Here is a 20245-nt window from a genome sequence, read left to right on the forward strand (position 1 = left end):
GGTCCGGGGCGTTGCGGGCGGGGTCCGGGTCAGACCTCCAGCAGCTCGGCTTCCTTGTGCTTGAGCAGCTCGTCGATCTGCGCCACGAACTTGGCGGTCAGGTCGTCGAGCTCCTTCTCGCCGCGGCGGCCGTCGTCCTCGCCGATCTCCTTGTCCTTGACCAGCTTGTCGATCGCGTCCTTGGCCTTGCGGCGGATGGAGCGGACCGAGACCTTGGCGTCCTCGCCCTTGCCGCGGGCCTGCTTGATGTACTCGCGGCGGCGCTCCTCGGTGAGCTGCGGGAGCACCACCCGGATGACGGAGCCGTCGTTCGACGGGTTGACGCCCAGGTCCGAGTCGCGGATCGCGGTCTCGATGGCCTTCAGCGCGGTCTTGTCGAACGGGGTGACCATGGCCATCCGCGGCTCCGGGACGGAGAACGAGGCCAGCTGGTTGATCGGCGTCAGCGCACCGTAGTACTCCGCGACGATCTTGGCGAACATGGCCGGGTGCGCGCGCCCGGTGCGGATGGCCGCGAGGTCGTCCTTGGCCACGGCGACGGCCTTCTCCATCTTCTCCTCGGCCTCGAGGAGGGTCTCATCGATCACTGTGTGCTCCCTGTCCGGTTCATCTGCTGTTGTCCCGTACCGGTGCCCCGGACGGCTGTTGCTGCTCGGAACCCCGACGGCTAGGCCCGGGCGGAATCCTCGCTGATGAGTGTGCCGATCTTCTCACCCTCGACCGCGCGGGCGATATTGCCCTCGGCCAGCAGCTCGAAGACCAGGATCGGCAGTCCGTTGTCCTTGCACAGGGTGATCGCGGTCAGGTCGGCGACCTTGAGGTCCCGGGAGATCACCTCGGTGTAGTCCAGCGCGTCGAACCGGACCGCGGCCGGGTTGGTGCGCGGGTCGGAGTCGTAGACGCCGTCGACGCCGTTCTTGCCCATCAGCAGGACGTCGGCGTGGATCTCCAGCGCCCGCTGCACGGCGGTGGTGTCGGTGGAGAAGTACGGCATGCCCATCCCGGCGCCGAAGATCACCACGCGGCCCTTCTCCAGGTGCCGGATGGCGCGCAGCGGCAGGTAGGGCTCGGCGACCTGGCCCATCGTGATGGCGGTCTGGACCCGGGTCTCCATGCCCTCCTTGATCAGGAAGTCCTGGAGCGCCAGGCAGTTCATCACGGTGCCGAGCATGCCCATGTAGTCGGAGCGGGCCCGGTCCATGCCGCGCTGCTGGAGCTCGGCGCCGCGGAAGAAGTTGCCGCCGCCGATGACCACGGCGACCTCCGTGCCGGCCCGGACCACCGTGGCGATCTCGCGGGCGATGGCGTGCACCACGTCCGGGTCGACGCCGAGGCCGCCTCCGCCGGCGAACGCCTCGCCGGACAGCTTGAGCAGTACCCGGCGGCGTGCACCGCCCGGAGCGGTCTCCTGCGTCTCCTGCATGGACTTTCTCCTTCTCCGCCTGCTGGTTCAGCAGATCTGCAAAGTGCCGGTCACGGCGCGGGGCGTGCGGTCCCGGCGCCGTGTACACGAGAGGAGGCCACTGCCGCGGGAACCGGTACGGTCTCCTGCACGGCAATGGCCTCCTCGTCGTTCATGGTGCCGACGCCGCTTCCCCGGGGGTGCTGGGGGGCTCGTCGGCTCGCTCCACCGTCCTCGCGGACGGGGGCGGTCCTCCTACCTTATGTCCGGAACGGGGCCCGGAGCGGCGGGACGGACTGCGGGGAACGGGTCTCAGGCGCCGACGCGGAAGCGGACGAAGCGCTTGAGGGTGACGCCGGCCTCGTCGAGGACCTTGGCGACGCTCTTCTTGTTGTCCTTGGCGAACGCCTGCTCCAGCACGGCGTTCTCCTTGACGAAGCCGGTGACCCGGCCCTCGACGATCTTCGGCAGGGCGGCCTCGGGCTTGCCCTCCTCGCGGGCGGTGGCCTCGGCGACGCGGCGCTCGTTCTCCAGGTCCTCGGCCGGGATGTCCTCGCGGGAGAGGTACTTCGGCGCGAAGGCGGCGATGTGCTGGGCGACGTCCTTGGCGGTGTCGGCGTTCTCCTGGTCGAGCTCGACCAGGACACCGATGGTCGGCGGCAGGTCCGGGTCCGACTTGTGCAGGTAGACGCTGACGAAGCCGTCGTTGTCGAACTGCGCGAAGCGGCGGAACACGATCTTCTCGCCGAGGGTCGCGTTGGCCTCGTCCACGAACTGCTGGACGGTCTGGCCCGGGGCGATCTCGGAGGCCAGGGCGGCGTCCAGGTCGGCCGGGGAGGTGGCGGCGACGTGCGCGGCGATCGCGTTGGCGACCTCGACGAACTTGCCGCCCTTGGCGACGAAGTCGGTCTCGCAGTTCAGCTCGACCAGGACGCCGGACTTCTTGTCCTCGGCGATCAGCGCGGCGACGGCGCCGTTGGAGGCGTCGCGGCCCTCGCGCTTGGCAACGCCCTTCTGGCCCTTGATGCGCAGGAGCTCGACGGCCTTCTGGACGTCGCCCTCGGCCTCGTCCAGGGCCTTCTTGCAGTCCATCATGCCGGCGCCGGTGAGCTCACGGAGCTTCTTGACGTCCGCGGCGGTGAAGTTCGCCATGGTTGTGATCTCTTCTCACGTCTCGCGTGTCTGCGTGGGAAAGTGCCGCGGCCCGTGGTGCGGGCCCCCGGCACGGGAGAGAGGGGCACCCACCGGCTCAGCCCGGCCGGTGCCCCTCACCCTGGTGGTACGTCAGGCCTGCTCGGCCTCGGCGGCCGGAGCCTCGGCCTCGGCGGCAGCGGCCGGAGCCTCGGTCTCGGCAGCAGCCTCGGCGGGGGCCTCGGTGGCGGCGGCCTCGGCGGCGGGGGCCTCGGCGGCCTTCTCGCCCTCGAGGATCTCCTTCTCCCAGGCGGCCAGCGGCTGGTCGGCGCCCGGCTCGGCCTTGGCGTCGCCCTTGGCGACACCGGCGCGGGACTTCAGGCCCTCGGCGACGGCGTCGGCGATCACGCGGGTCAGCAGGGTGACGGAGCGGATCGCGTCGTCGTTGCCCGGGATCTTGTAGTCGACCTCGTCCGGGTCGCAGTTGGTGTCGAGGATGGCGACGACCGGGATGTTGAGCTTCCGGGCCTCGCCGACCGCGATGTGCTCCTTCTTGGTGTCCACGATCCAGACGGCGCTGGGCACGCGCTGCATGTCGCGGATACCGCCGAGGGTCTTCTCCAGCTTGTCGTACTCGCGCTGGAGGACCAGGAGCTCCTTCTTGGTGAGGCCGGAGCCGGCCACGTCCGTGAAGTCGATCTCGCCGAGCTCCTTGAGGCGCTGCAGACGCTTGTAGACGGTCGAGAAGTTGGTCAGCATGCCACCCAGCCAGCGCTGGTTGACGTACGGCATGCCCACGCGGGTCGCCTGCTCGGCGATGGCCTCCTGGGCCTGCTTCTTGGTGCCGACGAAGAGGACGCTGCCGCCGTGGGCAACGGTCTCCTTGACGAACTCGAAGGCGCGGTCGATGTAGTTCAGCGACTGCAGGAGGTCGATGATGTAGATGCCGTTGCGCTCCGTGAAGATGAAGCGCTTCATCTTCGGGTTCCAACGGCGGGTCTGGTGACCGAAGTGGACGCCGCTCTCCAGCAGCTCCCGCATCGTGACGACGGCCATGTGCCGTACTCCTCGTGTGTTGCCCGGCGCGCCGTGAGGCAGTTGCGTCCTGTGGGGTGCCGGGGTACTCGGTTTTGTCCGTGCCGGTCGGGCGACCGTCACGCCTGACGCCCCGACGTGCCAAGCCGCTCGGCCTGCGCGAGGCTTGCGGCCTCGGCGGGCCCGGCGGACCGAGCGGCACTCGCACCGTCGCGACCGCTCCCCCGAGGGGGCCGGACCGCCGGTGGCGGGGCGTGCGAAGTCGACCCGGCAGACCGGGTCGCGTGTGAAGTGTACGGGAAGCCCCGAGCGACGGGCGACTCCCGGCGTTCCCACCGCCCTGTTCAGCGCCGTCCGGACCGGCCCGCCGCCCACCGTTCACCCCTGCGGGGGACGGCAGTTGTCCACAGCCCCCGGTCTGTCCACAGGTCCCGGAACCGACCTGCGCGACGGGCCCCGACGGCCCCACCCTGGTGACCGCCCCGGCGGACGGGCCTGGCGGGCGGGTCCGGTGGGTGGGTCCGGCGGGTGGTACGGGAGTCGACGCGGAGGTGAGGGGTGCACGGACGGGGTGGCCGGGGGCTGCGGAGGCTGCGGGCGCGGCAGGCGCGGATGTCGGCGGGGGCGCGGATGTCGGCGCGGGCTTCTCGGGCGGGGACGGGGACGAGGGCGGCATTGCCGCTGGTGCTGGTGCTGGTGCCGACGCTGGTGCTGCTGTCGGCGTTCGGCGGGTTCGTGCCGAGGGCGGTGGCGGAGGCTTCTGCGGCCGGGCCGCTCCTGGTGGGGCGCACCGCCGCGCTGGGGCCCGGGCCGGAACGGGTGTGGCCGGTGGGCGGGCGCTCGGGGCTGCTGCGGCGGTTCGAGCTGCCGCCGACGCGCTGGGCCGCGGGACACCGCGGTGTGGACCTGGCGGCCCCACCGGGCACGGCGGTGCGGGCGGCGGCACCCGGGGTGGTGACCTTCGCCGGTCCGGTCGCCGGGCGTCCGGTGGTCGTGGTGACGCACCCCGGCTCGGGCACTCCCCCGCTGCGGACCACCTACCTGCCGGTGGCGGGCTCCGTACCGGTCGGCACCGGCGTCGCGGCGGGCGACCAGATCGGGGTGCTGGCCGCCGATTCCGGCCACTGCCCGGTCGGCTGCCTGCACTGGGGCCTGCTGCGCGGCGAGCGCTACCTCGACCCGCTCGCCCTGCTCGGCTCCGGCCGGGCCCGGCTGCTGCCGCTCACCCCGCCCTGACGCGAAGTCAGCTCCCGTCCCGCCGCGACCGCCCGCACGCCCGGCTCGCGCCGTTCGCCACGTTCGCGTTGTTCGCCGCGTTCGCGCAGTTCGAGTCGTCCCCGCCGTCCGTGCCGCTCGCGCCGCCCTCGGGCGCACGGCCGGGCCGGTGCTGCGCGTCGGCCCGTTGCCGGTCTCCCGAGCGCAGGCCGTCGAGGGCGAAGCGCACCGCGGTGTCGGCGATCTCCCGGACGGCCTCGGCCGCGGGTGCGCCGTCCTCACCCCGGACGCGTCCGCTCTGGCGGACCGCCGCCTCCACCACGCCCTGGAGCAGCGAGGCCGCGACTCCGGGCCGACCGTGGCCGAGTTCCTCCAGGGTGCGCACCACCATGGCGGTCAGCCCGGCGTGGGCCGCCCTGATCCTGGCCCGCGCGGCGTCGTCGAGTTCGTACTCGGCGACGGCCACCACGGCCCGGTGCACCGGGTCGGTGGCCAGCGACACCTGGCCGCGGACGTACGCCTCGATCCGCTCGGCCGGACTGTCGCAGGCCGCCATGCCCGCTTCGATCTCGGCGGCCCAGAGCGGGAGGTCGACCGTGCAGAGCGCTTCCACCAGCTCGGACTTGGAGCGGAAGTACTCGTACACCGAGGAGCGCGCGAGACCGGCGCGCGCCGCGAGCGCGCCGAAGCTCAGCGCCTCCCGGCCGCCCTCCGCCAGCAGGACGCGTGCGGCGTCCAGCAGCGCTGCCTGCTGCAACTGTCGATGCTCGGCCACCGTGGCCGCCCGGATTTTCGGCACGGACCAACTCTACGGACGCCGACGACCGGCGGACACGACATCACGTACCCGCCGGCCACCACGCGCCGCTCCACGCCCGTCACGTCCCGTCGCACCCCCGTCCCGCACCGACCGGCCCCGGCGGGGCCCGACTCCCCGCGCCGGGCCCCGCTCACCGGGCGTCGGACATCTTCGCCCGCAGTTGCAGCACCGACTTGGTGTGGATCTGGCTGACCCTGCTCTCCGTCACCCCGAGCACCTGGCCGATCTCCGCCAGCGTCAGGCCCTCGTAGTAGTAGAGCGTCACGACGGTCTTCTCCCGCTCGGGGAGGGTGTTGACCGCCGAGGCGAGCAGCCGGCGCAGCTCGCGGTCCTCGGCGATCTCGACCGGGTTGTCCGCGCCGCTGTCCGGCAGCGTCTCCATCAGGGTCAGCCGGTCGCCGCCCTCGCCCGCCGAGTGCAGCAGTTCGTCCAGCGCCACCACGTTGGCCAGCGACAACTGGCTGAAAATGGTGTGCAGGTCGTCCAGCGAGATGCCCATCTCCGCCGCGACCTCGGGGTCGTGCGGAGACCGCCGCAGCCGGGCTTCCAGCGTGGCGTAGGCCCGCTCGACGGCCTTGGCCTTCTGCCGGACCGACCTGGGGATCCAGTCCAGCGCCCGCAGTTCGTCGATGATCGCACCGCGGATCCGACTGATCGCGTAGGTCTCGAACTTGATCGCCCGGTCGATGTCGAACTTCTCGATGGCGTCGATCAGCCCGAACACCCCGGAGGAGACGAAGTCCGCCTGCTCCACGTTGGCCGGCAGCCCGACCCCGACCCGGCCCGCCACGTACTTCACCAGCGGCGAGTAGTGCAGGATCAGCTGGTCCCGGAGCCCGTGGTCGCCGGTGTCCTTGTACGAGCGCCACAGCGCCTGCAACGCCGACTGGTCGGCGTCCTTCGGCCGGTCGCCGCCCCTGCCCTCGTCCGCCGCACCGCCGCGCGCGCCGACGGCCGCGTCCGCTGCCGAAGCGGGTGCCGCAGTCGGCGCCGCAGCCGGTGCGGGCACCGTCGCACCGGCCCGCACACCCGTCCCCGCGCCCGCCCCGCCGCCGCCCGGCGCGCCCCGGTGGCCGCCGCTCTTCGCGGACGCCTCCTCGACCGGCCGCGCCGCGACCGCGCCGTCGACTCCGTCCGGAGCCGCAGGCCGGGTCGGCGTCGCCGCTGGTCCGGAAGCCGGAGCCGAACCCAGGGCCGGGCCCGGGGCCGGAGCGGGCAGTGGCACCGACGGTGGCGCGCCCTGCCCGGTGGCCGGGCGCTCACCGAGGTTCCGGTCCGGGGGTTCCGGCGAGCGCGCGGGTGGCGGTCCGCCCGCCTGCCTGCGGACCTGGGCGCTGCGGACGGACGAGTCCTTCGCCTTCGCCCGCGCGCCCCGCTTGGCCTGACCGCGCGCCGGCCGCCCGGCTCCGGACGGAGGCTGGGGCGAGACCGGGGGCTCGGCGGTGGCCGGTCCGGAACGCGACCCGTCGACGCCCCACTCTCCACCGCCTCGCTCTGCCCCATCCTGTCCGCCACCGCCCGGAGCACCGCTGCCCGGGGCACGGCCCGGCTGTCCGCCGCCGCCCGGGACGCCACCGGTCTGACCGGCACCGCCCTGGCCGCCGACCTTGACGCTCCTGGTCTTGGGACCGGCGGACTTGGCACCCGTGGACTTGGTGCCGCCCGCCATGGCCGGTCCGATCGTTCGGGCGCCCGCGCCGGTCACCGCACCGGTGTCCTCGGCCCCGAGCGACCGCGGCTTCGCCGCCGCGCCGGGCGGTGCCACCTGTGGGCAGGGCAGCACCTGGCCTGGCCGGTCGGCCGGTGAGCGCACCGGGCCGGGCCGGGCCGCGGGCCCCGTCGGGGCCGGTGGGCGCGGGAGGGACGAGGACGGGACGGGACGGGCCTGGGGCGGTGGGGTCGCGGCCGAGGTGCTGCCCGGCCTCGTCATTCCCACGACTCCCGAGGATCTGGGCCGCAGTTCCGCGGTGCTGTGGTTCTCGGCCCCCGTCCCGTCCGGGGACCGACCGTCACCGGTCACCCTGTGTCCGGGAATGTGAGTGGGCATGCGTTGGTTTGCGCCGTTCTGCCGAGTCATGTGCTGATAGGGACGCCATGAGCGAGCGTAGCGTGACCGAGTCGCTGCACAGTGCTACCGCCACTCGGGCGTCGCCCGATCCGGTGGCAGCAAAGGGCGGCACCGGCGCGTCGCGGGCGGGTCTCCGGCGCGCCCCGGACCCTCCCCGCCCGGCCGGCCCGTCGACCGGCACGGACCTGCGCGCCACCTCCGGACGACCCGGCCCCGGCCCCCGGCGCGGCGCTCCGACCGAACCGGCCGGTCCGCCATCGTCCCTCAACTCGCCCCGCATCACCTCCTGTTGACCGATTGACCCGCTCGGAACCCCGCAGCCTGTCCGGCTCTGCCCGGATGCGATCACTTCCGACGCACCAGCCTCCAATGCGCTCCGTGTCGCTCCACGAAGCCGAGCGAACTCAGTTCGTGGAGGTGCTGGACGGTGGTGGCCTCGGAGAGCGCCGCGTAGTGGGCGAGTCGCTGGACCGGCGCGCCGTCCGCGCTCGCCGGGACGGCTTCCAGGACCCGGGCCACCGGTGGTTCCAGCGCGTCCCGCGGCAGGATCGGGCCGACCCGCTCCGGCGCCAGGTCGGACCCGATGGCGCCGATCAGCTCGCCCACCTCGGCGCCGCTGGTGACCATGGTGGCCGCCCCGTTTCTGATCAACGTGTGGACGCCTGCCGAGAGTTCGGAGGTGATCGGGCCGGGGATGCCCATGGTGTGCCGGTTGAGGTCGCGGGCCCGCCGCGCGGTGCTGAGCGCGCCGCTGCGCGGTGCGGCCTCGACCACCACCGTGCCGCGGGTGAGCGCCGCTATCACCCGGTTCCGCAGCACGAACCTGAACCGGGTCGGGTTCATCCCGAGCGCCAGCTCGCTCACCAGCAGCCCGTCCCGGCCGATCCGTTCGATCAGCGGCTCGTTCCCGCGCGGGTAGCAGATGTCGACGCCGCTGGCGAGCACGGCGATCGTCATTCCGTTGACCGCCAGCGCCCCGAGATGCGCGGCGGTGTCCACCCCGTACGCCGCCCCGGACACCACCACCCAGCCTCGCTCGGCCAGTTCGGAACCGAGCTGACCGGCGACGTGGCGCCCGTACGCGGTGCAGGCCCGCGACCCGACGACGGCGACCGACCGCAGCGCGAGCAGGCGCAGCGACGGCAGCCGCTGTGACGGCAGGCCGCGGACCCACAGCCCGATCGGGCGGCTGTCGCCGAGGTCGTCGAGTTGGGAGGGCCACTCGCTGTCGCCCGGAATGATGAACCTCCCACCGAGTTTGGCGATCCGCTCCAGGTCGGTGACCGGGTTGAACTTCCGCAGCCTCTCCTGGTAGGCGGTGATCCGGTCAGCGCCGAGCCCCAGCCGGTTCGCGGGTGCCCCTTCGTAGAACCCCTGGACCAGGCCCACCACGCCGTGCCGTTGGACGGCTCGGCCGATCGCGGCGTCGCCCGGTTCGATCAATCGGGTGAGCGCCGCCCGGGAGATCCGCTCGGGCTCGGGCGGATCGGACGGGACCGTCGGCGCGGCCCAGGCCGTGGGCCGGATGGCCCGGTGCTCGACCCGCGCGGTCCCGGCGGGGAGGGCGCGCTCGGTAGCCGCGACCGGCGGTGCGCGGTGCACGGCCCCGGGCCGGTCCGCAGCAGTCGGAGGCGGAAGCGGAAATGAAGCCGGAGTCGGAGTCGGAGTCATGGTGCCGGAGCCGTCGGCTCCCGGGGCGGTCCGGGCCGGTTCCGGCGGTCCGTGGCGTACGCGGTGCACCGCCGGTGGATCGCCGCCACGGACCGGCTGCCGGAGTCGTTCGCCCCCGTTGCACGCCGTGCGGGTGCCGGCCTGGTCGGCGACGGTGTCGGGGGGATGGGGCAGGCCGTGGCCGGGGCGACCAGGTGTCCCGCCCGCCCCGGTGCCGTCCGGGAGTCGCCAGTGGTCGCGGGGTACGGGATGTGCGGTCATCGGCGCGCCTTCTGTCTGTGCCGTGCTCTGTCTCTGCGGTGCTCTGTCTCTGCCGTACTGGGTGGCCGAAGGGACGATCCGCCCGTCGGCCGGGTCCGCTCCGCTGCCGGGGTCTTGCCACCCCGGCAGGTGAGGCCGGGTCAGGACGCGTCTCCCGGGTCGGGGTCCGCGTCCGTGCCCGCGTCGGCGTACGGGTAGCGCGGGTCGTTCCTGCGGTCGGTCGGGCGGAGGACGCGCTGGACCCCGGTGCGGAGGGTGAGCGCGGTCTGGACGTCGGACCGGTTCGGGCAGTTCCGGCCGGCCAGGTCGGCGACCGTCCAGGCCACCCGCAGGACGCGGTCGAGGCCGCGCGCGGTGAGCAGGCCCCGGTCGAGGTCACGTTCGGCGTCGGCCAGCGATCCAGGTGCGAGTTGCCAGCGCGTGCGCAGTTCGTGCCCGGGCACTTCGGCGTTGGTCCGCCACGGGGTGTCGACGAGGCGAGCGGCGGCCCGCGCCCGGGCCTCCCGCACGCGTGCCGCGACCGTCGCCGTGCTCTCGGCCCTTCCGCCTCGCTGCATCAGCTCGGCCTTGGTGACTCCGGCAACCTGCACCTGGAGGTCCACCCGGTCCAGCAGCGGACCGGACAGCCTGGCCTGGTAGCGGTTGACCATGACGGGGGTGCATTCGCATCCTTCTCCTCTCAGTGAATAGCGGCCGCAGGGGCAGGGGTTGGCGGCCAGGCAGAGCAGGAAGCGGGCGGGCAACCGCATCGAGCCCGCGGCTCTGGCGATCATCACCTCCCCCGACTCCAGGGGTTGGCGCAGCGCGTCGAGGACCCGGACCGGGAATTCGGGCGCCTCGTCGAGGAACAGCACGCCGCGGTGGGCGAGGGAGACGGCCCCGGGCCTGGGCAGTCCCGTTCCGCCGCCGATGATGGCGGGCATGGTCGTCGAGTGGTGCGGGGCGCAGTAGGGCGGGGTGTCGATCAGGGGACGGTCGGATGGGAGCAGGCCGGCCACGGAGTGGATCGCGGTCACTTCGAGGGCTTCGGCGGAGGTGAGCGGTGGGAGCAGGGCCGGGAGCCGTTCGGCCAGCATCGTCTTGCCGGCTCCCGGTGGGCCCTTCAGGTAGAGGTGGTGACCGCCCGCTGCGGCGATCTCCAGGGCTTGGCGGGCCTCGTACTGCCCGGCCACGTCGGCGAGGTCGGGGCGGAGGGCCGGTTCGGAGGTGAGGTCGCGGACGCCGAGGCCGGGCAGCAGCAGTCCGGCGAACGAGGAGTCGGGGCGGCCGTTGGACGGGTCGGGCGGTTCGTCGGGGACGGGGGCGTTGGTGAGGATCGCGATGAGCTGGCGCAGGCTGCGCACTCCGAGGACGGAGACGCCGGGCACCAGTTTCGCTTCGGCGGCGGTCTGCTCGGCGACCACGATCTGCCGGTAGCCGGCGTCGGCCGCCGCCAGTACTGCGGGCAGGACTCCGCGTACCGGGCGCACCCGGCCGTCCAGTCCGAGCTCTCCGATGATCAGCAGGCCGTCGATCGACGCGGGGTCGAGTCGTTCGGCGGCTGCCAGGACGGCGCAGGCCACCGCCAGGTCGTACCCGCTGCCGCTCTTGGGTACGGAGGCCGGGGTGAGGCCCACGGTGAGTTTCCGCAGCGGCCATTTCTCTCCACTGTTGGACACGGCGGCGCGGACCCGGTCGCGGGCTTCCAGGAGGGCCTTGTCGGCGAGGCCCACCAGGCTGAAGGCCGCGAGTCCGGGTTCGAGGTCGGCCTGGACCTCGACCACGACGCCGTCCACGCCGACCAGGGCGACCGAGCAGGTGCGGGCGAAGGCCATTCACACCGCCCCGCGCAGGTGCTCGACCGCGGCCGCGCCCCGGCGGGGGTTGACCACGGCGACCAGGTCGATGCGGATGCCGCCGGGCGGCGGCGGGGCCGGCCCGCCGCTCTCCGCGTCGGGCTGCGGGTCGGCGCCCCCGGCCCGTTCGACGGCGAGCACGAGTCGGGAGAAGTGCACCGGCCAGCGTTCGGCGAGCCAGCGCTCGGCGAGGTGGCGCAACCGGTCGGCCTTGGTCCGGTCGATCGCCTCGGCGGGCTGTTGGAAGCCCCGCTCGGAGCGGGTCTTCACCTCGCAGATCGCGAGGGTGTCCCCGTCGAGCGCGACGATGTCGAGCTCGCCGCCGGCGCAGCGCCAGTTGCGTTCCAGGATGTACAGGCCGTCCTCGGCGAGCCGGCGGGCGGCGACCTCCTCGCCGTAGCGTCCGAGGCCGTTGGTGGAAATCTTGTTGGGATTCTGCACGGCAATCACCTCCGGCCGGAAGGTTGCCGTCAGACACCGGGGGCGGGCCAGCGGGATCGCCAGACCTGTGGATAACCCGGGCCTGTGGATAACTCAGGTCACCCGTTCGAGCGACAAATCGAAAAATGCGCTGGACAGTGCTCGATCAGCGCGGCCAGTCTCGGTGGCCCGGGCACCGCCGCAGCTCACCGAGGTGCGACGGCCCTGGCCAGGAGGGCACGGTCGGCCGTGCCGTCCCCGCCGGGTACCGGGCCCGAGGGAGACCGGCCGCCAGGCCGCGGGGTGGTCAGTTCCCGAAGGCGGAGTCGTCCGAGGGCAGCTCAAGATCGCTCTTGGCCAGCTCCTCGATGTTCACGTCCTTGAACGTCAGCACACGGACCTTCCGGACGAACCGGGCCGGTCGGTACATGTCCCAGACCCAGGCATCCGCCATCGACACTTCGAAGAACACCTCGCCCTGCACGGAGTGCACCTGGAGGTCGTAGTCGTTCGTCAGGTAGAAGCGACGCTCGGTCTCGATCACGTACTTGAACAGGCCGACGACATCCCGGTACTCCCGGTAGAGCTTCAGCTCCATCTCGGTCTCGTACTTCTCGAGGTCTTCGGCACTCATTCCAAGCGTCCCCTCACTCGTCACGTCCACCCCATTGTGGACCACCGGACCCGCACTCAGAGCCTTACTGGTGGTTCTGGCGGGCCTTCGGTCAGAACCCGTTCCACCAGTTCGGCCAGTCCGCGCGGGTGGACGGTCTCCCCGGTGGTCCTCAACTCGTCCGGCGTCCACCAGCGGACGGCCAGCAACAGCGCGTGCTCGTCCGCTCCACCCTCCGTCAGTGACACCGCGGTCCGTGTGGTGCGGGCCAGCCGGAACCACTGCTCCTGTCGGTACTCCCTGCCCCGGAAGGAGAACTCCGCCGTGCCGTACCCGACCAGCGGTCCCCAGTCCACGTCCGTCAGCCCGATCTCCTCGGCCAGCTCGCGCCGGGCCGCCGCGGCCGGGCTCTCGCCCGGCTCGATGCCGCCACCGGGCGTGATCCACCAGGTGGTCCCCGGCGCGGCCGGGTCCGTCCCGCGCAGCAGCAGGACGCGCCCGTCCGGGTCCAGCAGCAGTACCCGAACGGCTCGGCGGTGCTCGACGGCCATCTGGTTCAGCTCCGTCCTGAGGCGCTGGGCGCGCCTCCTGGCCGGTGGCGGCGCCCGGGCCGGCGCGCCGCCGGCCCCGGAATCAGGTCCTCCGCCGCCGGCCCCGCAGCCACCGGGTCAGCGAGACCGCCCAGCCCGCCGCGGAGGCCGCCACGATCAACACCGCGCCGCCGACCGCCGTCCAGGCCGCGGGCAGCAGCGGACCGGCCCGATGCGCGCCGGGCGCGCCCAACGCGTCGAAGGCCGGGACGCGCCGCTCCAGCGCGGCCCGGGACAGCGGCTGGATCACCGCTTCCACCCTCGCCTTCACCTCGGAGGCGGGCACCGAACCGAAGGCCACGTCGAGGTGGCTTCGCGAGTCCAGGGAGTTGCCGCGGAAGTCGCCGAGCAGGAACAGCCGCCCCTCGGGCACCGTGACCGAGAACTCGGTCGTGTTCATCCGGACGGGGGCCAGGTAGGGCTCGGACACCTGGTGCCCGTTGACGGTGATCCGTCCTTCGCGGTCACCGGAGACGGTGTCGCCGCCGACCGCGACCACGCGTTTCACCAGGGTCGCGTTCCCCCAGTCCTGGTCCTGGAAGACGACGATGTCGCCGCGGCCGGCGGATTCGCCGGTGCGGGCCAGGACGGTGTCGCCGGACTCCAGGGTCGGGCTCATCGAACCGGTCGGGATCCGGTAGGGCCGGTACTGGACGGCGAGCACTCCGAAGCCGCCGACCAGCATCGCGAAGCCGAGCGCGATCACCACGCCCTGCACGATCGACGCGGTGTTCCGGCGGCGGGCCGGTCCGGCCCCGGTGCGCGGTGTCCGCTCCGCGACGCTGCTCATCGGTTACGCCCTCTCCTGGTGCTCGGGCGCTCCGGCCGAGCGCTCTCGGCCGGTCCGCCCGCCGCCGGTCGACCGCCGGCCGGCCGGGGCCGGACAGCGCTGCGGGCCGTGGCACGTGCGAGCAGATTACTCGCCGGTACCACGGCCCGCGCAAGAGGCGTAGCCGACCGATCGCCCTCCGGTCAGCGGCGGCGCCTGCGCACCCACCACACGGCGGGGGCGGCGAGCGCCGTACCGGCCATGGTCGGAGCGAGCGGTCCGGCGGCGGCCAGGCCCTTCTGGTCGAAGGTGTCCGGGACGGGCAGCGTCGCCCAGTCGCCGATCGGCCAGGCCACCACGAACGCGCGGCCGACCACGTTGTCGACCGGGACGGTTCCGCCGCCGGGCTGGTCCATGTGGTACCGCGAGTCCAGGGAGTTGCCCCGGTGGTCACCCATCACCCAGAGCCGTCCCTTGGGCACGTTCACCGGGCCGAAGGGCTTCTCCCCGCACGGGGTGTTGCCGGGGAAGATGTACGGCTCGTCGAGCGCGACGCCGTTCACCTTGACCGGGCCGGAGCCCTGGCACTCCACGGTGTCACCGCCCACCGCGATGACCCGCTTGATCAGGTCCTTCTCGTCGCTGGACGGCATCAGCCCGATGAAGCTGAACACATCCTGCACGCCGCGCACGAAGGAGTTGTCGCTGCGCTGGGTCGGCTCGTCGTTCAGCCAGCCGCCCGGGTCCTTGAAGACCACCACCTCGCCGCGCTCCGGCTCCGAGCCGAACCACGGGGTGAGCTTGTCGACCAGGACGCGGTCGCCGACCTGCAGCGTGTTCTCCATCGACCCGGAGGGGATCGAGAACGCCTGGACGAAGAAGGTCTTGATCACCAGGGCCAGGATCAGCGCGATGCCGATCAGGATCGGCAGTTCCTTCCAGAAGGAACGCTGCTTCGGCGCCCGCCTGGACGGCGCCGCCGAATCCCCGGCGGCCTCCGCCCCCGCCTCGGCGTCCCGCTGCTCCTCGCCGTCACCGGCGGGCAGTCCCTCCTGGTTGCCCACGGGTTCCCCGTCGGGCTCCGGAGCACCTGAGCGGGCACCGATCACCAGATCCCCCACGACATCTCCTCCCTGCTGTGCGGACGCCTGTGCGCCCGCGCTCACGAGTGCCGCACAGCGGGCACCACACTCTGCGATCGATCGAAAACCCGCCTCTGGCTTGCCCACTGGGGCAGGCACGACACCAGGCCGGAACCGAGCACTTCACACTTCTCTATCACTACCGGTCGACGCGCCCGTGCTCCCACGCGCCGACCCGGATGTCAGTCGGCCACCGGCCCGCCCCTCCGACGCGTGCCGCGGTACCGGGTGAGGAGCGGAAGCACGCCCAACACACCCATAACGAGCGGGGGTTCCGCAGGAACCGGCCCGATGGCCGCCGATCCGGCCGCCCGCCCCGGCAGGGAGGAGAGTGAATCGGGAACGCCGAGTTGACCGAAGTGGGAGAGCGGCCAGGCCACCACGAAGGCGCGCCCGACCACGTTCCCCACCGGGATCGTCCCGGAGCCCGGGTTGCCCATGTGGTAGCGGGAGTCGGCGGACAGGTCGCGGTGGTCGCCCATCACCCAGAGCCGTCCCTGGGGCACCGTCACCTTGAAGGTGATCCGCGAGGGTGAGTTGCCGGCCGCGACGTACGGCTCGTCCAGCGGCGTGCCGTTCACGCTCACCCGGCCGTGCTCGTCGCAGCACTCGACGGTGTCGCCGCCGACACCGATCACCCGCTTGATCAGGTCCCGCTCGTCATCGGAAGGGAGCAGGCCCACCGCCGAGAACACCGACTTCACGTTCCGCAGCACGGGCCCGTCCGTGGACGGCTTGTGGTCGTTCTCCAGCCAGCCGCCCGGGTCCCTGAAGACCACCACCTCACCGCGCTCCGGCTCCGAGCCGAACCACGGGGTGAGCTTGTCCACGACGACCCGGTCGCCGATCCGCAGGGTCTGTTCCATCGAACCGGAGGGGATCACGAACACCTGGATCAGGAACGTCTTCATCACCAGCGCGATGACCAGGGCCACCAACACGATCACCGGCAGCTCGCGCAGGAGGGAGCGACGGCTGCGGCGCGCGGCGCGCTTGGCGGTGCGGCGGCGCTCGGCGCGGCCCCGGGCGGGACGACTCGCCACACCGTCCGTACCGCCCGGGCCGACGCCGCCCGCACCGACGCCGGCGGTACCGCTGCCGCCGTGGCCGACTGCGTCCCGCGCGTCGTCTGCGCCGTCCGTGTCTTCCGTGCCCGTCGCGCCCTCCGTCCCTCCCGAGGGCGGCAGGTACACCGACGCGGACCCGGACGCGGGGTCGTGGGCGGGGTCGGCTCCGAGGTCGGAGTCGGACGGCCCGGCGGCAGCGGCGGCAGCGGCGGCAGTCCTGGGTCTACCTCTGCTCCCCATGGCCACCGGTCCCCTCAATCGCGGCGAACGCCGCCGGTCGGTCGAGGGAGGTGGCGCGGCCGAGGGGGAACATCACCCAGTCCGCGCGGCCGATCACCTTGTCCTCGGGCACGGCGCCTCCGCCGGGCTCGCCGAGGTGGTCGCGGGAGTCCCGGGAGGCGCTGCGGTGGTCGCCCATCATCCACAACTTGCCGTCAGGAACCACGATGTCGAACGGTACCGCCGAGGGCGCGTCGCCGGGGAGCAGGTAGGCGCTCTCGTCCAGCGGCACGCCGTTGACGCTGAGCCGGCCGTCGGTGCCGCAGCAGGTGATCCGGTCGCCGCCGACGCCGATCACCCGCTTCACGTAGACCGTGTCACCGGCCGGGGCGAGGCCCGCGCCGGCCAGCAGCCGCTTCAGGCCGGACGGTTCCTCCTGGTACGGCAGGAAGGAGCCGATGCCGTCGAAGACCACCACGTCGCCCCGCTGCGGGTGCTTGCCGAAGGCGTACGCGAGCTGGTTGACCAGCACCCGGTCGCCCGGCCGCAGTGTCCCCTCCATCGAGCCGGACGGCACCGCGAAGGGCCGGACCACGAAGGCGTTCACCAGCAGCAGCACGACCACGCACACCGCCGCGATCCACAGCAGGTCCCGCGACCACCGCCGCCCGCCGCCGTGGCCGTCGTCCCCCGCGTCCTCGGGGTCGTCCTCGCCCGCTGGGCCCTCCCCACCTTCGGATTCCGTGCCGGAAGCCGGGGCGGTGGCAGTGCCGGTGGCGGCGCCGGCGGCGCTGGTGACGGTGCCGGTCGCCGCTCCGGGGGCGGAAACGGCGGCGGACCGCGGCGGCGAGTCCGCACCCGTGGGTGCGGGACTGCCGTCGCGGTCCGCTGGTGGCTCGTGCGTGCTCATCGGAGGTGAGCTTATCCCCCCGGTCTACACCGGTTGGAGGGCCGACCCCGGGTGAGCCTGCGCGATCACGCGTCGCGCTTCTCCTTGATCTTCGCGGCCTTGCCGCGGAGGTCGCGCAGGTAGTACAGCTTGGCGCGGCGGACCGCACCGCGGGTCACGACCTCGATCTTCTCGACGACCGGGGTGTGCACCGGGAAGGTGCGCTCGACACCGACGTTGAAGCTGACCTTGCGAACGGTGAAGGTCTCACCGATGCCGGCGCCGTGACGGCGGATGACGACGCCCTGGAAGACCTGGACGCGCGAGCGGCTGCCTTCGATGACTCGGACGTGCACCTTGAGGGTGTCGCCGGGGCGGAAGGCGGGGACGTCGGTGCGCAGCGAGGCCGCGTCGACAGCAGCGAGCTTGTTGCTCATCGTTGCTCTCCATCGCAGGCGCCACGGGCCGCCCACGGATATTCGTGTCAACTGGGTGGTGCTGCGGGCCGCTTCGGCTGGCGGTGAGCCCCCCGTGGCGGGGGCACCGGTCCACTGGCTCCCCGCGAGGGGAGCCGGGCGACAGACAGCAGTCGCCTATTGTTCCACAGGGTCGGCCGTGGACCGAAATCGGCCGTCCGCCTCGTCCCAGGCCAGGCCGAGCACGCTGAGCGCTTCGCGCTCCTTCTTCGTGAACGCCTCGCGCTGCCACCGGGCCACCAGGTCCGGCCGGTTGGCGAGGGTGCGGGCGAACGCCTGCTCGCGCCGCCACTGGGCGATCTTCCCGTGGTGGCCGCTGAGCAGGACCTCCGGCACCTCCCGGCCGCGCCACTCGGCGGGCTTGGTATACACCGGGCCCTCCAACAGGTCGGCCATGGCACCGGGGGCGAAGGAGTCGTCGCGGTGCGACTCGGCGTTGCCCAGCACGCCGGGCAGCAGCCGGGCGATCGCCTCGACCATCACCAGCACGGCGACCTCGCCGCCCGCCAGCACGTAGTCGCCGATCGAGGTCTCGACCACCGGCATCCGGGTCGCGGCCTCCTCGATGACCCGGCGGTCGATGCCCTCGTAGCGGGCGGGCGCGAAGGCCAGCCAGGGGCGGGCGGCCAGGTCCTGGGCCAGCTCCTGGGTGAAGGGGCGTCCGCTGGGGGTGGGCACCACCAGGGTCGGCACCTCGCCCTCGGGCCCGGCGGCCAGGACGGCGTCCAGGGCGGCGCCCCACGGCTCGGGCTTCATCACCATGCCGGGTCCGCCGCCGTAGGGGGTGTCGTCCACGGTGCGGTGGATGTCGGTGGTCCAGGTCCGCAGGTCGTGCAGGTGGACGTCCAGCTGCCCGCGGGCCCGCGCCTTGCCGACCAGGGAGACGTTCAGCGGCTCCAAGTACTCGGGGAAGATCGTGACGACGTCGATCCGCAGGTCGCTCACGCGCCGCCGCCGTTCTCGCCGGAGTCCGAGCCGCCGTTCTCGGCGGCGTCCGGGCCGGTGCCCGGGCCCTCCTCCGAGCCGTCGCCCGAACCCTCCTCCGCCCCCGCACCCGCACCCGCGTCGGCGGCGTCGATCAGGCCGGGCGGCGGGGTGATGACGGCGCGCTGCTCGTCCAGGTCGATGGTGGGGACGATCTGCTCGACGAACGGGATCAGCACCTCGGTGCCGTCGGGGCGCTGGACGGTGAGCAGGTCCTGGTACGGGAGGTGGAGCACCTCGGTGAGCTCGCCGACCGGGGTGCCGTCGGCCAGCACCACGTCCAGGCCGATGAGTTGGTGGTCGTAGTACTCGTCCGGGTCGTCGGGGGTCTCGTCCGGGTCGACCTCGGCGATCAGCATGGTGCCGCGCAGGGCCTCGGCGGCGGTGCGGTCCTTGACGCCGGCGAAGCGCAGCAGCAGGCGCCCGCTGTGCACCCGGCCGGTCTCGACGGTCAGCGGTCCGATGGCGGCGGGGTCGGTGAGGAGGACCGCGCCGGGCCCGAGCCGCAGCTCCGGCTCGTCGGTGCGGACTTCGACACTGACGTCCCCTCGGATGCCGTGGGCGCGGCCGATCCTGCCGACGACGAGCTGCACGGTGATCGTTCTCCTGAGAGGTGATGGCACTGGTGGGAAGCGGGGAGCCCCCGGAACGGAGAGCTCCCGGAGCCGGGAAGATCCCGGGAGCGGGAAGGACCCGGAAACGGGAAGGACCGGCCGGGACGGATGCGTCCCGGCCGGTCCTGAAACCCGGTTGGCCGACCTGGCGGTCGGCGCCCTCGGCGGTCGAGCGGAGGTCAGCGGAGGCTGTCCACGTCGACCAGGTCGACCCGGACGTTGCGTCCGCCCAGGGCGCCGACCACGGTGCGCAGCGCGCGAGCCGTGCGGCCGCCCCGGCCGATCACCTTGCCGAGGTCGTCGGGGTGCACGCGCACCTCGATGGTGTGGCCGCGGCGCAGGTTCCGCGAGCGGACCTGCACCTCGTCGGGGTGCTCGACGATGCCCTTCACCAGGTGATCGAGGGCTTCCTCGATCATGCTCAGGCCTCGGTGGAAGCGGCCTCGGCCTCGTCAGCCTTGTCCGACTTCTTGGCCTTCGGGGTGATGGCGACACCGGTGGTGGCGTCCTCGAAGCCGGCGACGGCCTTGGCGAACAGGTGCGAGAAGTCCTCGACCTTGGGCTCGGCCACCTTCAGCGGCTCCGGAGCCGGCAGGCCCTTGAACTTCTGCCAGTCGCCGGTCAGCTTGAGGATGGCGAGGACCGGCTCGGTCGGCTGGGCGCCGACGGACAGCCAGTACTGGGCGCGCTCGCCGTCGACCTCGATCTTCGAGGGGTTGTACGTCGGCTGGTAGATGCCGATCTCCTCGATCGCGCGGCCGTCACGCTTGGTGCGCGAGTCGGCGACGACGATGCGGTAGTGCGGGGAGCGGATCTTGCCCAGACGCTTCAGCTTGATCTTGACAGCCACGGGTGTGGATTCTCCTGGTTTTGACGTGGGTGAGCAGCGCTCCGCCGCGTGGGGCTGCGGCGCGAGGTGCCGTTCAAGGGACACGCCAGCCGTTAGGAGAGAGGGTCCTGTCTAGGCTGCCGGGTACTCAGCCATCCATTGTGCCACACCGCCGAATGGCCCCCGGACGGCGCC

The 20245-nt window shown here is 72.9% G+C and carries 20 protein-coding genes and 1 pseudogene; 1 reads left to right on the plus strand and 20 read right to left on the minus strand.

The window, feature by feature from the left end:
* Positions 1 to 29: 29 nt before the first annotated feature.
* The 4 genes from frr to rpsB form a co-directional block, all read right to left on the minus strand.
* A complete protein-coding gene (gene frr / locus K353_RS27550; RefSeq protein WP_030458788.1) occupies positions 30 to 587 on the minus strand; it encodes a ribosome recycling factor in 558 nt (185 codons plus the stop codon).
* Between the two features lie 80 nt (positions 588 to 667).
* Positions 668 to 1423 carry a UMP kinase gene (gene pyrH / locus K353_RS27555; protein ID WP_111556226.1) on the minus strand — a complete coding sequence of 252 codons (756 nt, stop codon included), beginning with the start codon at positions 1421 to 1423 and terminating at the stop codon, positions 668 to 670.
* Between the two features lie 291 nt (positions 1424 to 1714).
* Positions 1715 to 2554: a translation elongation factor Ts gene (tsf, locus tag K353_RS27560; RefSeq protein WP_111556227.1), complete on the minus strand. Its 840-nt coding sequence runs from the start codon at positions 2552 to 2554 to the stop codon at positions 1715 to 1717.
* A 132-nt stretch (positions 2555 to 2686) separates the two neighbouring features.
* A complete protein-coding gene (rpsB, locus tag K353_RS27565) occupies positions 2687 to 3589 on the minus strand; it encodes a 30S ribosomal protein S2 (protein WP_111556228.1) in 903 nt (300 codons plus the stop codon).
* 663 nt (positions 3590 to 4252) lie between these two features.
* On the opposite strand from rpsB, the gene K353_RS27570 reads away from it, so the two are divergent.
* The gene (locus tag K353_RS27570) at positions 4253 to 4804 is read left to right on the plus strand and encodes a murein hydrolase activator EnvC (protein ID WP_233533870.1); all 552 of its coding nucleotides are present in this window, start codon (positions 4253 to 4255) and stop codon (positions 4802 to 4804) included.
* A gap of 181 nt (positions 4805 to 4985) precedes the next feature.
* On the opposite strand, the pseudogene K353_RS27575 reads toward K353_RS27570, so the two are convergent.
* The 16 genes and pseudogenes from K353_RS27575 to rpsP all read right to left on the minus strand — a co-directional run.
* Positions 4986 to 5558, minus strand: a pseudogene (locus tag K353_RS27575) (TetR/AcrR family transcriptional regulator); the annotation flags it as partial.
* A gap of 175 nt (positions 5559 to 5733) precedes the next feature.
* On the minus strand, positions 5734 to 6612 hold the full coding sequence (whiG, locus tag K353_RS27580) for an RNA polymerase sigma factor WhiG (protein WP_255410771.1): 879 nt from the start codon (positions 6610 to 6612) through the stop codon (positions 5734 to 5736).
* Between the two features lie 1404 nt (positions 6613 to 8016).
* Complete coding sequence (gene dprA, locus K353_RS27590) at positions 8017 to 9342, minus strand: DNA-processing protein DprA (RefSeq protein WP_199528264.1); 1326 nt, start codon at positions 9340 to 9342, stop codon at positions 8017 to 8019.
* Between the two features lie 401 nt (positions 9343 to 9743).
* On the minus strand, positions 9744 to 11417 hold the full coding sequence (locus tag K353_RS27595; RefSeq protein ID WP_111556232.1) for a YifB family Mg chelatase-like AAA ATPase: 1674 nt from the start codon (positions 11415 to 11417) through the stop codon (positions 9744 to 9746).
* Positions 11418 to 11888 (minus strand): YraN family protein, encoded by a 471-nt coding sequence (locus K353_RS27600; RefSeq protein WP_370447668.1) that lies wholly within the window; start codon positions 11886 to 11888, stop codon positions 11418 to 11420.
* Positions 11889 to 12165: 277 nt separating this feature from the next.
* On the minus strand, positions 12166 to 12492 hold the full coding sequence (locus tag K353_RS27605) for a DUF2469 domain-containing protein (protein WP_030458804.1): 327 nt from the start codon (positions 12490 to 12492) through the stop codon (positions 12166 to 12168).
* Positions 12493 to 12548: 56 nt separating this feature from the next.
* A complete protein-coding gene (locus tag K353_RS27610) occupies positions 12549 to 13022 on the minus strand; it encodes an NUDIX hydrolase (protein ID WP_111556233.1) in 474 nt (157 codons plus the stop codon).
* Between the two features lie 82 nt (positions 13023 to 13104).
* Positions 13105 to 13851 carry a signal peptidase I gene (gene lepB, locus K353_RS27615; RefSeq protein WP_111556234.1) on the minus strand — a complete coding sequence of 249 codons (747 nt, stop codon included), beginning with the start codon at positions 13849 to 13851 and terminating at the stop codon, positions 13105 to 13107.
* A gap of 182 nt (positions 13852 to 14033) precedes the next feature.
* A complete protein-coding gene (lepB, locus tag K353_RS27620) occupies positions 14034 to 14894 on the minus strand; it encodes a signal peptidase I (RefSeq protein WP_370447669.1) in 861 nt (286 codons plus the stop codon).
* A 260-nt stretch (positions 14895 to 15154) separates the two neighbouring features.
* Positions 15155 to 16015: a signal peptidase I gene (lepB, locus tag K353_RS27625; RefSeq protein ID WP_233533867.1), complete on the minus strand. Its 861-nt coding sequence runs from the start codon at positions 16013 to 16015 to the stop codon at positions 15155 to 15157.
* Positions 16016 to 16262: 247 nt separating this feature from the next.
* Positions 16263 to 17168: a signal peptidase I gene (gene lepB, locus K353_RS27630; protein ID WP_111556236.1), complete on the minus strand. Its 906-nt coding sequence runs from the start codon at positions 17166 to 17168 to the stop codon at positions 16263 to 16265.
* A 65-nt stretch (positions 17169 to 17233) separates the two neighbouring features.
* Positions 17234 to 17584 (minus strand): 50S ribosomal protein L19, encoded by a 351-nt coding sequence (gene rplS / locus K353_RS27635; RefSeq protein WP_033215154.1) that lies wholly within the window; start codon positions 17582 to 17584, stop codon positions 17234 to 17236.
* A 156-nt stretch (positions 17585 to 17740) separates the two neighbouring features.
* Positions 17741 to 18559 (minus strand): tRNA (guanosine(37)-N1)-methyltransferase TrmD, encoded by an 819-nt coding sequence (gene trmD / locus K353_RS27640; protein ID WP_111556275.1) that lies wholly within the window; start codon positions 18557 to 18559, stop codon positions 17741 to 17743.
* A gap of 5 nt (positions 18560 to 18564) precedes the next feature.
* Positions 18565 to 19200 carry a ribosome maturation factor RimM gene (gene rimM / locus K353_RS27645; protein ID WP_111556237.1) on the minus strand — a complete coding sequence of 212 codons (636 nt, stop codon included), beginning with the start codon at positions 19198 to 19200 and terminating at the stop codon, positions 18565 to 18567.
* A gap of 200 nt (positions 19201 to 19400) precedes the next feature.
* A complete protein-coding gene (locus K353_RS27650; protein ID WP_014138265.1) occupies positions 19401 to 19640 on the minus strand; it encodes an RNA-binding protein in 240 nt (79 codons plus the stop codon).
* A gap of 2 nt (positions 19641 to 19642) precedes the next feature.
* Positions 19643 to 20071 carry a 30S ribosomal protein S16 gene (gene rpsP, locus K353_RS27655; protein ID WP_014138264.1) on the minus strand — a complete coding sequence of 143 codons (429 nt, stop codon included), beginning with the start codon at positions 20069 to 20071 and terminating at the stop codon, positions 19643 to 19645.
* Positions 20072 to 20245: the final 174 nt, after the last annotated feature.

It is taken from the genome of Kitasatospora sp. SolWspMP-SS2h (assembly GCF_003259315.1).
Taxonomy (GTDB): Bacteria; Actinomycetota; Actinomycetes; order Streptomycetales; family Streptomycetaceae; genus Kitasatospora; species Kitasatospora fiedleri.

What these genes read in the sequence shown, in the direction of transcription:
- K353_RS27610 (WP_111556233.1), bottom strand. Translation starts at nt 13,022, where the DNA reads ATGGCCGTCGAGCACCGCCGAGCCGTTCGGGTACTGCTGCTGGACCCG.
- lepB (WP_111556236.1), bottom strand. Translation starts at nt 17,168, where the DNA reads ATGAGCACGCACGAGCCACCAGCGGACCGCGACGGCAGTCCCGCACCC.
- K353_RS27650 (WP_014138265.1), bottom strand. Translation starts at nt 19,640, where the DNA reads ATGATCGAGGAAGCCCTCGATCACCTGGTGAAGGGCATCGTCGAGCAC.
- dprA (WP_199528264.1), bottom strand. Translation starts at nt 9,342, where the DNA reads ATGACTCCGACTCCGACTCCGGCTTCATTTCCGCTTCCGCCTCCGACT.
- lepB (WP_111556234.1), bottom strand. Translation starts at nt 13,851, where the DNA reads ATGAGCAGCGTCGCGGAGCGGACACCGCGCACCGGGGCCGGACCGGCC.
- K353_RS27605 (WP_030458804.1), bottom strand. Translation starts at nt 12,492, where the DNA reads ATGAGTGCCGAAGACCTCGAGAAGTACGAGACCGAGATGGAGCTGAAG.
- pyrH (WP_111556226.1), bottom strand. Translation starts at nt 1,423, where the DNA reads ATGCAGGAGACGCAGGAGACCGCTCCGGGCGGTGCACGCCGCCGGGTA.
- rplS (WP_033215154.1), bottom strand. Translation starts at nt 17,584, where the DNA reads ATGAGCAACAAGCTCGCTGCTGTCGACGCGGCCTCGCTGCGCACCGAC.
- K353_RS27595 (WP_111556232.1), bottom strand. Translation starts at nt 11,417, where the DNA reads ATGGCCTTCGCCCGCACCTGCTCGGTCGCCCTGGTCGGCGTGGACGGC.
- rpsB (WP_111556228.1), bottom strand. Translation starts at nt 3,589, where the DNA reads ATGGCCGTCGTCACGATGCGGGAGCTGCTGGAGAGCGGCGTCCACTTC.
- tsf (WP_111556227.1), bottom strand. Translation starts at nt 2,554, where the DNA reads ATGGCGAACTTCACCGCCGCGGACGTCAAGAAGCTCCGTGAGCTCACC.